Raw genomic sequence first — 14,041 nt, 5'->3', positions numbered from 1 at the left:
AAGGATGGGATTTTATGCAAGATTTATTAATAGAAATATTTTATGATGTAGATAATTATTGTATACATTTTGAAGAATATTGCAAAAATTATTTTTTAAGTAATGATGAAAGTAAGCCTTCATTTTTATCAAGTAGAACTCTTTGCTTAAGTGAGGTAATGTCAATAACTATATATTTTCATTTATCAGGTTATAGAACATTTAAAACTTATTACAAAGAACATGTGTCTAAAGTTCTAAAGCCTTATTTTCCTAAGCTTGTAAGCTATAATAGGTTTGTAGAATTGATGCAAGAAGCATTACTTCCATTACTATTATACATGAAAAGATTTAGGACTGGCAAGTGCACAGGAATTTCCTTTATTGATTCTACAAAATTAGTTGTATGTCATAACAAAAGAATATATTCACATAAAGTATTTAAGGAAATTGCTAAACGAGGCAAAAGTTCAAAAGGATGGTTCTATGGCTTTAAACTTCACCTTGTTGTTAGTGACATTGGCGAGGTGCTTTCATTCTATTTAACGCCAGGAAATGTAGATGATAGGAATGAAACTGTTCTTGAAAATTTAACAAAAGAATTATTTGGAAAACTGTTTGGAGATAGGGGTTATATCTCACAGAAACTTTATGATATTCTCTATTTTAAAGGTGTACAGCTAATAACTAAACTAAAGAAAAATATGAAAAACAAAATTATGGTAATGGAAGATAAAATTCTTCTTAGGAAGAGAGCAATAATTGAAACTATAAATGACCACTTAAAGAATGTATGTCAAATAGAGCACAGCAGGCATAGAAGCTTTACCAACTTTATGGTAAATATAGTTGCTGGATTAGTTGCTTATAGTTTTCTTCCTAAAAAGCCATCTTTAAAGCTGGATAAGTGTACTGCTGTAATATAATACTATTGGATAAAATGGAATACTATACTACAAACCTATAGGATCACTTTTTTGCACTTTTATATGGAAATCTTATCCTTAATTAGACAAACTAAAAATTTCGAACTCACGTTAGTATACCATTTGCGATTATGTCCCAAATAAATAAAAAATAATGTTAAAATAACCTCATGACAATAAGAAATGAGGTGGACATAATTAGAAGGGTAGAATTAAGTATGAAAGAAGATTTTAAATATCAAGTTATTAAAAAATTAGTAGAAACCAATGGCAATAAGAAAGCTGCTGCTATTCGTCTTGGTTGTTCTGTTAGACATGTGAATAGAATGGTAAATGGATATCGTGCTAAGGGCAAGGATTTCTTTGTTCATGGGAATAAAGGCCGCAAGCCTATCAATTGCTTTTCAGAAGAGACTAGACGTAAAATTGTTGACTTATATCAAACTAAATATCATGGAGCAAACTTTACACACTACTCTGAGCTTTTAGCTGCTTATGAGGGCATTTCTATTGCTCCCAGCACTATTAACACAATCCTTATGGCTGAACATATCCTATCTCCCAAAGCCTGTCGTGTTACGAAAATGAGAGTAAAAATGGAATTACTAGAGAAACAAAAAAGTCCCAATTTATCCACAGACGATAAGTTAGAAATTGATAGATCCATTATTGCTATTGAAGACGCTCATCCGCGCCGGCCACGTTGTGCTTACTTTGGTGAAATGATTCAGATGGATGCATCTTTACATCTTTGGTTTGGAAACACCAAATCCCAGCTCCACATAGCTATTGATGATTCAACTGGTTCTATTGTTGGCGGGTACTTTGATGAACAGGAAACTCTGAAAGGATATTACAATGTATTGAATCAGATTCTTGTACAATACGGTATCCCATATATGTTATTCACTGATCGAAGAACTGTATTTGAATACAAACAAAAGAAAGCTCCAACTACAGAGGATGATACCTTTACACAATTTGGATATGCCTGCAAACAATTAGGTATTGAAATTAAAACTAGTAGTGTCCCTCAAGCAAAGGGTCGTGTAGAGCGTCTATTCCAAACGTTACAGTCACGATTACCCTTAGAACTTGAGCTAGCAGGCGTAACAAGCCTGGAACAGGCAAATGAATTCTTAAACCACTACATAAAAGAATTCAATACCAAATTTGCTCTTGAAATCAATCATACCAAATCTGTGTTTGAAAAACAACCATCTGTTGATAAAATTAATTTAACACTTGCTGTTTTAGCAGATCGTAAGATTGATTGCGGTCATTGTGTAAAATTCAATAATAAGTATTATAAACTTGTTGATGCTAATAACAACCCTATTTACTTTAGGAAAGGCACTGATGCCTTAGTTATCAAAGCCTTTAATGATGCTTTATACGTCAGTGTAGGCAATAAAATATATGGTTTAGAAGAATTACAGGTTCATGAAACTAAGTCAAAGAATTTTGATTTTGTAGAAGATACACCTAAAAAACATAAGCGCTACCTGCCACCAATGAGCCACCCTTGGAAGCAAGCATCATTCCAAGCATATCTAGAAAAGCAAGCGCATAGGGCAAGTAAGACTTGCTAACGTTAATTTAAAATAAATAGATTCAAAAACGACCTCTGCATTTTCTTAAAAAAAGATATCAAGCAGTAGGTATGTTTAGTGTACCTAAAATTAGGACTTAAAATAAGTAGAGCACCAATTGATTATTGGTGCTAATGTTTCACTTATTTTGGGACATTTTCGAAAATGGTTGACAGCCCTACCATTAAATGAATATTTTCTTTCCAATTCCCTCCATTACAAATTTAGTCAAATTTTTCTTATAGGTTTTTTTGTAACTTTATGTTAGAATTAATGTATATATACTTTAAAGGGAGATGGAAGGATAGTGAAGAAAATACTAGGACTAGCTGCAGCAGCGGCTATAGTATTGGGTATGTCAAATACTACCTATGCTAAAACTACGTATAATGTAACACGACTTGCAGGGAACAACAGATATGAAACTTCTGAAAAAATTGCAAATAGTTTTGAAAACGAAACAGTTCAAAATGTAATAGTAGCCAGTGGAAAGGACTTTCCTGATGCTCTAGGTGGAAGCGTACTGTCAAAAATATACAACGCGCCAATACTTTTATTAAATGATGACTTTAAAAATTCTTCAAATGCAGTGGATTACATACAAAACCATTTAAATAAGCTCGGAAATATTTACATACTAGGAGGTACCTCTTCTGTAAGTGATGATTTTGTAAGCTATATAAAAGGACTTGGCTATGGAAATGTAACACGATTCGGCGGTGGCAACAGGTTTGAGACCAACAAATCAATAATCAATTCTATGAATGTTCAAAAGGTACTCCTATGGTAATTACAAATGGATGGGGGTTTGCGGATGCTCTCAGCGTGTCAAGTGCAGCTGCCTGCCGTAAATATCCTATATTTATGACAGACAATGGAAAGCTTTCTGAAAGCAATAAAGATATTATTTCCAGTATACAACCATCCAAAATATTTGTAATAGGTGGTGAAAATTCTGTAAGTGACAGTGTAGTAAATGAAGTAAAAAGTCTTCAGCCATCCTTAACGGATAGTAACATAGTAAGAATAGGTGGAGAAACTAGATACGATACATCATTAAATATATGCAAGTACTTTAATTTAAATTCAAATTCAACCGTATTAGCAAATGGTGCAAATTTCCCAGATGCACTGTCAGGAAGTGCACTAGCTTCTAAATTAGGCGCACCTATAATGCTGACAGATGGCAAAGATATATCAAATCAAAAAAGTTATATAGATGAAAAAGGATATAAGGGAATATTCCTTTTAGGTGGACTTAACTCTATAGATTTATCTGTAGAATATTTGTTAAAACCTACTTCATTAATACCTAAAACTGAAATAGACTATATAACTGCTTTAAAAGGCTACTGTGATTCCTATGAAGATAAGACAAGCACTGTTTCAACACAGATGGAAGATATATATAACAAGACAACTGATATAAGAACAGCTATTACTTCTGCATCAACAGCACAGGAGTTATCATCAGATATAGAACAATTAATTACTTTGTTCAACCAGGGTAATTCCTATTTATCCTCTTACAAAAGCGATCTTACAACACTCAAAAGTGAAGTTTCAAGCCTTTCAGTACCTAGCGGATTAGAAACTTACAATAACCAGTACCTAAGTAGTATAAATACACAAATTAATTATGTAGATACAACTATGAAATATACCACTAGTTGTCTAAATATATTTACTGAAATGAAGGATGCACTGGACAATATGGATATAGCCAAATTAGAAGAATCTACTAACGCACTTCAAAATATGGGTACTGATGGAAATAGTATCTCCAATATTGAAAATGGAAATAAGGGAATAGACGATTTAGATACAAGGCTTGGAAATGCTTTAACAAATTATCAACAGCAATAATAAAAAGAGGGGTTTCCCCTCTTTTTGTTATTTTACTGCAATTACATTATTTGGTGTCAGGCACCGAATGGGAGCAAAAATATCCCACTATGGTGACAGGCACCTAAGTATTTTTTCGCCTTCAAACATATCTAGAGTTTTGGCAAACTTGATAAAGTCACAGTTACCTGCCCTTTCTCCTATGCCTGAAATTGTACAGTTTGCAAACTTAGCTCCTGCTTCTACAGCTGCAAGGGAATTTGCTAGTGCCATTCCGAAATCATTATGAGCGTGAATTTCTATTTCTATAGGTACTTCCTGAAGTAATTTTTTTATACTATAAAAAATTTTTCTTGGATAAGATATTCCTACAGTATCAGAATATCTTATCCTTTTGATCCCAATTTCAGAAACAGCTGTGCAAAATTCAATTAAAAAACTTATATCAGACCTTGCCGCATCCTCCATACCTACGGTTACTTCATACCCTTTTTGTAAAGCATAGGTTGTACATTTTTTTATACGCTCTAAAACCCAGACTTTATCTTTTCCAAGTTTATATTTAATCTGTAAATCAGATGTGGGAATAGATATATGAACTATATCTACACCACAGTCTATAGAAGCGTCTATATCTTTAATATTTGCCCTGTTCCAGGATGATATTTTACTTTTCAAACCCAACGCTGCAATTTTTTCAATACTTGCTTTTTCCTCTCCACCCATAGCTGCCGAACCCACTTCTATCTGATAAATACCTATATCATTTAAAATTTGGGCAATTTTAACTTTTTCATTTATTCCAAGGGCTATGCCTGCTTTCTGTTCACCATCTCTTAAAGTAGTATCTACAATATTAACATCCATATGAAGCACCTCCTTTTTTAGTTAAGAATTAATAATTAATAGTGAATAGTTGCTAAAAACTTTTTCTCAGCTATCAATTTTTAATATTTTTAAAATCATTAAACATTGCAATCAGTTCCTTATCAAAAATATTTCTCTTAAGTTTAATGCTGTTTTTTCTTATTTTTTTCAAAAATTCTCCAATATCTACATCCTGATAGTTTATATTAAGTTCCTTCAGTTTTATCATCACTGATTTTTTCCCGGAATGTTTTCCTATATACATGATTCTCCTCTTTCCAATATCATAAGGATTATAAGGTTCATAAGTATCTGGATTTTTTTCTATACCATCTACATGAATACCGGATTCATATTTAAAAATATCTTCTCCTATTACAGCTTTCATAGGATGCACTTTTTCGCAAGTAAGTTTTGTATACACTTCTGCTAGCTGTCCCATAAATTCTAAATTTCCACATACTTTCCCATTCTTTATGACCTTTAAGCCTAAAATAACTTCTTCTAAAGATGCAAATCCATAAACCTGTCCATTAAAAGCTGCAGTTACAACATCGGCACCATCAACACAGGATTCAATGCTTACGGAAGTTGCCATATAAAATTTATCATCTGCACAAAAATCCACATATACTGAAAACCTATTTTTTATATTTTCTATAAGTCCGTTCCATCTAGCTATGTTATACTTTACAATGCCCTTTATTCTGATGCTTACTATATTTAGTTTGCTAAAAATTTTACAGTTATCTTCTACATTAAGCTGCTCTAAAACTTTAATATCTACTTCTAGTATTATCTTTTTATTTTTTAGATTATTCAAAAATTCCTCTGGTAATATTTCAGCTTTTTTGTAATCTATAATTAAATGTTCAAATTCATACGCATCTAATGGATACTCCATCCTGTATATGTAGTCTACATTTTCAGGAAGCTTTTTAATTTTTTGAAGTACTTCACCATTAATTTCTACAAAATCTACACCTATATTTTTAACGAGTGTTATAAATTCACCCACTAAATCCTGGTCAACTATCTCAGTCCTTTTTACAACTTCAGGTAAAGTTCTGTCTACAATAAATTTTTTTTCTTTCCCTAATATAATGGACATACATACACCCTCTCTTTCAATTGACAATGTGCAGTTCACAATTCACAATTTTTAATTATGCTATACTTTAGGTTTTTAAAAGTCCAAATATCAAAGTTCAAATAATGATGACTTCCTTCGTATCTCAGGAAATCTATAATTTTAATATTTTCTGATGCTAGGTAAAAAATTATCATTATCTGCTATTTGTTTTTTAACAAACTATATATTACGAATTACATTCATTTCCGAATGAATTTTATCCTCTTCCAATATTTTTGCAGCTTTTACTATACCTTTGTTTATAGAATCATACATTTCAATAACTTTAATTCCTCTTTTTTCTAACTTTTCTGTTGGATCAACACCTGCCCTAAGTGCAAGGACCGCATTACAGTCACCTATGGCTTTCATGGTTTTTTCCATTTTGTCTTCATGTTCATCACATTCATACACTCCTGTGCAGTATTTATCCACATTCCTCTTTTCCAAAAACTTTGTAGCTCCATCCTCATAGGTATAAATATAAAATTCAGTAGCGTGTCCAAAATGCTGATCTATATTAATACCGGATTTAGAGGATACTGCAAACTTATATTTTTCATTTTTAGCTGCATTTTCAAAGAACTTCTCTTCTATTTTTTTATCATCACAATATTTGCCCAAACAGCTTCCGCAGCCTACATTTCTAAAATCTATAGAACGATCTTCTGAGAGCGTTCCTATGGCATCTGCCCTGCACTGTCTGCAGTGGTACATTTGTTTCATATTCACTTCACATTCTTTTCTCATTTCATTTAATTCTATATTGGAAACAAGAGGCAGATCTTCAAATACACTTCCCGAAACTGGTATCATCTGCATTATATTTGTCATATATGCTCCGCATTCCTTAACTTTCTTCACTACTTCTTTTATATGATTATCATTTATACCCTTGAGCATAACTATATTCACCTTGCATATTATACCTTTGGAGCACAGGTATTTTAGTCCTGTAAGTTGGTTGTCTAAAAGTATTTTTGCTCCTTCTTCTCCAGTATATTTGTGTCCTAAATAATTTACCTCTTTATATATTCTTGATCCTATTTCGCTGTCTACTGTATTTATTGTAACTGTGACATGTGATACACCAAGCTGTACCAGTTCGTTTGCATAGAATGGGAGCATAAGTCCATTAGTAGATAAGCAAAAAGTAGTTTCAGGAGAATACTCTCTTATAAGCTTCAGCGACTCTCTAACCTGATCAAAATTTGCAAGGGCATCTCCAGGACCTGCTATACCTACTACAGTCAAATTTTTCATTTTACTCTTAACAATTTTGAACTTTTCAAGAGCTTCTTTTGGACTTAAAACCTCACTTGTTACTCCCGGCCTACTTTCATTTGCACAATCATATTTTCTGCTGCAGTAATTACAACTTACATTACATTTTGGAGCTATTGGTATATGCATTCTAGCGAATTTATGTGCATTATCCCCAAAACAAGGATGTGTACAGCTTTTATCGCCAGGAGATTGTATGATTTCTTTTTCTGTTATTTTTGCAAAAGGTGCATAAAAATCATTATAAGCTTTTTCCCTATAGGTATTTTGGGTATGAGAAAGCATAACATTTGCCACAGAATCTATTAAAAAGGCAGATCCACTATATGCTGTTATTACCTGCCTCTGTCCTCCAACTCTATCATGGATAGGAAACCCTATTCTTATTATTTCAAGCTTCAATTTTTGTGCCATTCTTCTACCATCTGAATTTCCTATAATCAAATTTATTTTAAGCTTTTCAGCATAATCTTCCATAGTTTTAAAATCAGTATCATCTAAAACGATGCTGTCCTCTTTTTGAACCTTTAATTCTTCCTTCAACTTTTCTCTAAGCATTTCATTTTTAGATCCCATACCTATCATTTTTATTAATATTCCATTTTCTTCGCAAAGCCTTGACACTGCATATACAAGTTCCGGCTCTCCGTATAAAAGTATCCTTGCCTCACCTGTATACTTATGGTTGTCAACCATGGCATCAAGATATCTTCCCCTTTGAACCAGATATTTATCAGGTATGGAAGTGCCCGTTATTTTAGATATGAGTTCAATAAATTTATTTGTATTTCTAAAACCTATTGGTATGGGACATTTGTAAAGAGGCACTTTGAATTTATCTTTTAAATATTTGCCAGGAGATTTATCATCTGAAATGGTCATGCCCATTTCAATAGTGCCTACTGCTCCAGACATCTTTTTAATATCTTCTATTTTAGTTCCTCCAGATGGAATTCTCTTATATTTTTCATTATGAGCAGAATCAAGAGTATTAGATACATCTGGTAAAATCGTATATTCTACTTTAAAATCATCTAGTATTTGTTTTATATTTCTCACATCACCCGGATTTAAATTAGCACATATTATATTTAATTTTCCTGTACTCTCAGATTTTTCACATGCTTGTTCAACAATACTTCTTAGAACTTGAAAGTAACCTTCTGCCTGGGCAGCACCATATCCCGGCGTGGATGCTGTTATTATTTTTATATTTTTAATTTTCTCATTATCCTTTTCTTCATTATAGAATTCTTCTACTATCCTCTTTGTATCCTCTCCTATGGTCTCTGCAAGACAGGTTGTCATTACACCAATAGTAGTAGGTTCATACATTTTAATCATATTTCTAAGGCCTTTTTTTAAATTTTCAGTTCCACCATATACAGTGCCCTGTTCTGTAAGAGCAGATGATGCTATATCCACAGGCTCATTATAGTGGGTGGCCATATGTCTTCTGATATAAGTGCTGCAGCCTTGAGAGCCATGTAAAATTACCATATTATTTTCTATTCCCTTAAAGGCCATTACTCCTCCCATAGGCATGCACATTTTACATGGATTTATATCTACATTTACCAATTTTTTATTGCTCATCTCCATCATCCCTCCATAAAATTCATATATATTGCCAAACAGGACTATTTACAGTCAAATCTATTTCCTTGGCAAAATTTATAGCTCCCTGAAATCCTCCAAGTATGTGTTTTCTCTCATGATTGTGATCACAAAAAGCAACTCCAAGTTTATATGCAAGAGGTCTTTCCTTAACTCCTCCCACAAGGACATCTGCTCCCTTTTCAACCATGAATCTTTCAAGTTCATAAGGATTTGCATCATCAAGTATTACAGTACCCTCATTTGTAATTTGCCTTATTATTTCATAATCTTCTGGTTTTCCAGTTTGAGTTCCAACCATTACAGTTTCAATTCCAAGGTCCCTAAATTGTTTTATAAGTGATATGGCTTTATAGCCGCCTCCTACATATATTGCAGCCTTTTTACCTTTAAGCCTTCCTCTATAATATTCAAGTTCAGATTGTATCTTTTCTTCCTCTTCTTTTATGAGCTTTTCTGCCTTTTTTACAGTTTCTTCATTTCCTACAAGATGTGCCACCTGCAAAAGTGAATTTTCAGTATCCTCAAGGCCTACAAAACTTGTCTTTATAAATGGAATATCATATAGTTCTTCCATTTTTTTAGCTAAATATCCCATAGAACCGGCACACTGAACTATGTTAAGTTTTGCCCCAGGTGCTTTTACTATTTCATCAACTTTTCCATCACCTGTAAGTTTTGAAACAATGTCAATTCCTACCCTCTTCAAGTAGTTTTCTACTACCCATACTTCTCCTGCCAGATTAAAGTCACCAAGATAGTTGATTCCACTTAGCTTTTTTTCACTTTTTTTATTTCCTATGAGTTTCAATATGGCATTACAAGCAGCTCTATAACCAGTAGATTTATTTCCTGAAAATCCAGGAGATTTTACAGGTATTACTCTTATTTTGTATTTTTCTTCGGCCATCTTGCAAACTGCATCTACATCATCTCCGATAACTCCTACAATACAAGTTGCATATATGAATATAACTTTTGAGTGAAATTTATTTACTATTTCATCTACAGCTGCTCTTAACTTTTTTTCGCCTCCAAATATAACGTCAGTTTCACTTAAATCCGTAGAAAAACTATTTCTAAATAATTCAGAACCACTTGACAAACTTCCACGAAGATCCCATGTATAAGCAGCACAACCTATTGGCCCATGTATTAAATGAAAAGCATCTGTTATAGGATTTAAAACTACCCTAGCTCCACAATACACGCATGCTCTCTGGCTCACAGCTCCAGAAACACTGTTTTCCTCACATCTGATTTTTGTATCTTTGTCCTTGGAGTTATAACAGACAAATTCTTTTCTATCTTCTAGGATTTCTGACTTTCTAGCTTCCAATTTTAAAAATCTATCTCTATTTTTTTCGTGAAGGTCATGATAAAAATCTTCTTTTATTTTTTCCATAAACAACCCACCTTTTTTTAATTGACAATTGACAGAGGACAGAGGACAATGAAGGTAAGTTTTCCTCCTTACGTCAGAAAACTAATTTATTTTTTAGCTTGTTTTGCTAATGCAAAACATCGCTTAAGCGGACCCTAAAATCTGTGATTTTCAGATAATTACTTGCTCAGAAAGTACTTCTTAGAAACAAAAAACGTGAGTTCCTTTTAAATTAAAGATTTTTCGTAGTGCAGCGGAGAAAAATCCTCCTTCACTGTCCTCTGTGAATTGTCCTCTGTCCTCTCAAAAATATTGTCTCGCAAAGTTTTTATATTAAATCAAAATTTTATATGTGCGAAAGTTGAGTTAAATAGTGGTGAAATTTGTCAGCATATCCTGCAGTATATTTCAACTCTTCACTTAGAAGCTTTATCTTACTGTTTCAAAATCTTCTTCCGCACATTCTCTCTCTTCTTTATCAAGCATGGCATTTAACATTGACTCAACTAATTTTATTGCGCCGTAATATCCAACCTTTGGAGTATATTGATGCCCATATCTGTCCATTACAGGGAATCCAAATCTAACAAACGGGATATCTTCTGCCCTAGCAATAAACTTACCATACGTATTTGAAATAAGAAGATCTACTCCTTCATTTTTTATAAGCTGGTGCATTTCAAAGAAATCGCTGTTGGCTTTCACAATTCCTTCTAAACCTGCTTCATCCATCATAGCTTTAATTTCCTTCTCAAATAATGATCCTGGAGTACCGGTTATTACATATCTAGGAATCATGCCCAAAGTTATGACAAATTGGGTAAAGGAAATGACAACATCTGGATCACCAACTATAGCTACTTTTTTACCATTAAAGTACTGGGCACTGTCAATCATCATGTCAAGAAGCTGTCCTCTTTCCTCCTCAAGTTCTGTTGATACTTCCTTACCTGTCATTCTAACTAAATTCATAAGTAAATCATCCATGGCATCTATTCCAATAGGCGTCCTTAAAGTTTTATATGGAACTTTACACTTATTTTCAAGAGACTTTGCAGCAAGTTCTGAAGCATAATTTCCAAAGGCTACAGTAAAATCTGAATTTCCAGCATCAACTATGTCTTCAATTTTTGTTCCACCTTTAGGATACATTTTATAATCTCCTGTATTTGGAGTATCAAACACTCCATTTGTATCTGGGAAAATTATATATGGAATGTCCATAAGTTTAAAAATCCTCTTCATCTCTTTCATATCTGCGGGACCTACAAATCCCGGTATTATATTAAATTTTCCATTTTTCTCTCCACTGCTTTTAGAAAGATATTGAACCATACCATTTACCATATTGGAAAATCCAGTAACATGGGAACCAACATAACTTGGTGTATTGGCATGAATAACAAGTTTACCTTCAGGTATCTCCATGTCTCTTATATAAGTAGGTAAATCATCTCCTATAGTTTCTGATAAACAGGTCGTATGAATAGCTATAATATCTGGATTATACATGGCAAATACATTTTTAACGGCTTTTTTTACATTAGCCCCTCCCCCAAATACACTGGCTCCTTCAGTGAATGAGCTTGTAGAAGCCGCAGCAGGTTCTTTGAAATGTCTTGAAAGTACAGTTCTGTGATAAGAACAACATCCTTGTGAACCATGGCTGTGTGGAAGACAATTATGAATTCCAAGAGCCGCATACATGGCGCCAACAGGCTGACAGGTTTTAGCCGGATTTATTCGCAGTTGTTTTCTTTCTACTAATTCTTTTGGTGTTGCATCTAACATTACTGTTCACCTCCTACAACTTTTCCCTCCAATAAAGATTCCTTTTTCCAAGGTGGAGTTAAATACTTCCATGCCGGAGTATATATACCCCCTGCAAGTTCCCTTGCAAATATTATTGCACCTTTAAATCCTGCATAAGGACCCGTATAATCATAAGAATGAAGCTGTCTTGACAAAACTCCCATTTTTTCAATAGCATATTTCTCTTTTATTCCTGTAAGGAACATATCAGGGTGCAGTTCCTTTATGAATTTTTCCATTTCATGTGCGTTCATGTCATCTATTATTACCGTATTTTCATCCATTTCTTTTTCCATTCCACCGTAGTAAGCAAGAGGTACACCTTCTGCCTTGAGAGCTTCCACCCTTTCTTTAGGCAAGACCACACGATATTTTTCTTTATCGGGATGCATAGTAAGCTCAGGAATATTTTTGCTATCGGCGTCAATCTTTATTGTTGGAATAACCTCCCTGCCTTCATAATCATCACGGTGGGCAAATTCATACCCTGCAAGAATGGTTTTTACACCAAAGTCTCTTAAAAGCATTTGATAAGTATGTGACCTTGATCCACCAACAAATAAGCAAGCAAGTCTGCCTTCAAGTTTTTCCCTATAATACTGCATATCTACCTGAATATCTGCAAGTTCTTCTTCAATGACTTCTTCAGTTTTTTTATACAAGTATGGATCATCAAAAACTTTAGCCAGATCTCTTAAAGTGTCAATAGTAGCCTGGAGTCCTATAAAGTTACACTTAACCCAGGGTATCCCATACTTGGTTTCCATCATCTCTGCTATATAGTTTATGGATCTATAACACTGCACTAAATTTACATCGGCAGTGTGGGCATTTTGAATACGTTCGTAACTCCCATCACCAGTAAGAGTTGCCACTACGTTATAACCTATTTTATTTAAAATTCTTTCAATCTCCCAGGCATCTCCGCCAATGTTGTATTCGCCTAATATATTTATGGAATACTTTTTATGCTCACCCTTTCCAGTGCCAATGATCTCACTCATAACGGTATTGTTTGCTATATGATGTCCTGCAGATTGGGTTACTCCCTTATATCCTTCACAGCTAAAGGCAAGAACATTGATTCCATAAAGTTTTTTAGCTTCCTGTGCCACTGCATTTATATCATCACCTATAAGTCCAACGGGACATGTAGCATATATACCTATAGCTTTAGGATGAAAAATTTCAACTGCTTCCTTTATTGCCTGCCTAAGTTTTCCAACTCCGCCAAAAACTATATCTTTTTCTTCCATATCTGTTCCAAAAACATATTCCATAAAATTTTGGCTACCTTCTTCATTCTTAGCTTTGTTTCTTCTTCCGCCCCAACTATAAAAAGAACATCCTACTGGTCCATGGGTTATATGAACCATATCTTTGATAGGTCCCATGACAACACCCTTGCAGCCTGCATAACAGCATCCTCTAGATGTAATTACTCCAGGCACTGTCCTTATATTTGCTTCAATGACGGGGCTTGGATCTTCCTTTGTCTTTACAACTATATGTTTTTTTCGATTCTTATAGGTTTTAGCTGGATACGGCTCCAAAACTTCATCTACTATTTTATTTAGTTCTTTTCTCATAAAAATCACATCCT

10 protein-coding genes are annotated in these 14,041 nt (G+C 33.7%); 4 read left to right on the top strand and 6 right to left on the bottom strand.

The window, feature by feature from the left end; genetic code table 11:
- The first annotated feature begins 14 nt into the window (after window positions 1-14).
- The 4 genes from WY13_RS11195 (at window position 15) to WY13_RS11185 (ending at window position 4,363) form a co-directional block, all read left to right on the top strand.
- Window positions 15-905 carry an IS982 family transposase gene (locus WY13_RS11195; RefSeq protein ID WP_082848469.1) on the top strand — a complete coding sequence of 297 codons (891 nt, stop codon included), beginning with the start codon at window positions 15-17 and terminating at the stop codon, window positions 903-905.
- Between the two features lie 218 nt (window positions 906-1,123).
- Window positions 1,124-2,497 carry an ISNCY family transposase gene (locus WY13_RS11190; protein ID WP_063555734.1) on the top strand — a complete coding sequence of 458 codons (1,374 nt, stop codon included), beginning with the start codon at window positions 1,124-1,126 and terminating at the stop codon, window positions 2,495-2,497.
- A gap of 307 nt (window positions 2,498-2,804) precedes the next feature.
- Window positions 2,805-3,287: a cell wall-binding repeat-containing protein gene (locus WY13_RS21810; RefSeq protein WP_242866450.1), complete on the top strand. Its 483-nt coding sequence runs from the start codon at window positions 2,805-2,807 to the stop codon at window positions 3,285-3,287.
- Window positions 3,281-4,363 (top strand): cell wall-binding repeat-containing protein, encoded by a 1,083-nt coding sequence (locus tag WY13_RS11185; RefSeq protein ID WP_242866449.1) that lies wholly within the window; start codon window positions 3,281-3,283, stop codon window positions 4,361-4,363. The genes WY13_RS21810 and WY13_RS11185 overlap by 7 nt, the downstream gene beginning before the upstream one ends.
- A gap of 87 nt (window positions 4,364-4,450) precedes the next feature.
- Here the strand turns inward: WY13_RS11185 and WY13_RS11180 are convergent, their stop codons facing one another.
- The 6 genes from WY13_RS11180 to nifD all read right to left on the bottom strand — a co-directional run bounded on the left by WY13_RS11180 (window position 4,451) and on the right by nifD (window position 14,027).
- The gene (locus tag WY13_RS11180; RefSeq protein ID WP_063555733.1) at window positions 4,451-5,209 is read right to left on the bottom strand and encodes a homocitrate synthase; all 759 of its coding nucleotides are present in this window, start codon (window positions 5,207-5,209) and stop codon (window positions 4,451-4,453) included.
- Window positions 5,210-5,282: 73 nt separating this feature from the next.
- Window positions 5,283-6,320, bottom strand: coding sequence for a homocitrate synthase/isopropylmalate synthase family protein (locus tag WY13_RS11175; protein ID WP_063555732.1), 1,038 nt, complete (start codon window positions 6,318-6,320; stop codon window positions 5,283-5,285).
- Between the two features lie 201 nt (window positions 6,321-6,521).
- A complete protein-coding gene (nifB, locus tag WY13_RS11170; RefSeq protein WP_063555820.1) occupies window positions 6,522-9,221 on the bottom strand; it encodes a nitrogenase cofactor biosynthesis protein NifB in 2,700 nt (899 codons plus the stop codon).
- Window positions 9,222-9,243: 22 nt separating this feature from the next.
- A complete protein-coding gene (gene nifE, locus WY13_RS11165) occupies window positions 9,244-10,647 on the bottom strand; it encodes a nitrogenase iron-molybdenum cofactor biosynthesis protein NifE (protein WP_242866447.1) in 1,404 nt (467 codons plus the stop codon).
- Window positions 10,648-11,055: 408 nt separating this feature from the next.
- A complete protein-coding gene (nifK, locus tag WY13_RS11160) occupies window positions 11,056-12,417 on the bottom strand; it encodes a nitrogenase molybdenum-iron protein subunit beta (protein WP_063555731.1) in 1,362 nt (453 codons plus the stop codon).
- Window positions 12,417-14,027, bottom strand: a complete 1,611-nt coding sequence (gene nifD, locus WY13_RS11155) for a nitrogenase molybdenum-iron protein alpha chain (RefSeq protein ID WP_063555730.1) — start codon at window positions 14,025-14,027, stop codon at window positions 12,417-12,419. The genes nifK and nifD overlap by 1 nt, the downstream gene beginning before the upstream one ends.
- Window positions 14,028-14,041 lie beyond the last annotated feature (14 nt).

The organism is Clostridium ljungdahlii (assembly GCF_001636845.1).
Taxonomy (GTDB): Bacteria; Bacillota; Clostridia; order Clostridiales; family Clostridiaceae; genus Clostridium_B; species Clostridium_B ljungdahlii_A.
Note: the sequence above shows the minus strand (reverse complement) of the source record. Positions and strands in the feature narration are given on the sequence as shown.

Excerpts from the sequence above, each read along its gene's own strand:
- WY13_RS11195 (WP_082848469.1), top strand. The coding sequence starts at position 15 with ATGCAAGATTTATTAATAGAAATATTTTATGATGTAGATAATTATTGT.
- WY13_RS11190 (WP_063555734.1), top strand. The coding sequence starts at position 1,124 with ATGAAAGAAGATTTTAAATATCAAGTTATTAAAAAATTAGTAGAAACC.
- nifD (WP_063555730.1), bottom strand. The coding sequence starts at position 14,027 with ATGAGAAAAGAACTAAATAAAATAGTAGATGAAGTTTTGGAGCCGTAT.
- nifB (WP_063555820.1), bottom strand. The coding sequence starts at position 9,221 with ATGAGCAATAAAAAATTGGTAAATGTAGATATAAATCCATGTAAAATG.
- WY13_RS11185 (WP_242866449.1), top strand. The coding sequence starts at position 3,281 with ATGGTAATTACAAATGGATGGGGGTTTGCGGATGCTCTCAGCGTGTCA.
- WY13_RS11175 (WP_063555732.1), bottom strand. The coding sequence starts at position 6,320 with ATGTCCATTATATTAGGGAAAGAAAAAAAATTTATTGTAGACAGAACT.
- nifK (WP_063555731.1), bottom strand. The coding sequence starts at position 12,417 with ATGTTAGATGCAACACCAAAAGAATTAGTAGAAAGAAAACAACTGCGA.
- nifE (WP_242866447.1), bottom strand. The coding sequence starts at position 10,647 with ATGGAAAAAATAAAAGAAGATTTTTATCATGACCTTCACGAAAAAAAT.
- WY13_RS11180 (WP_063555733.1), bottom strand. The coding sequence starts at position 5,209 with ATGGATGTTAATATTGTAGATACTACTTTAAGAGATGGTGAACAGAAA.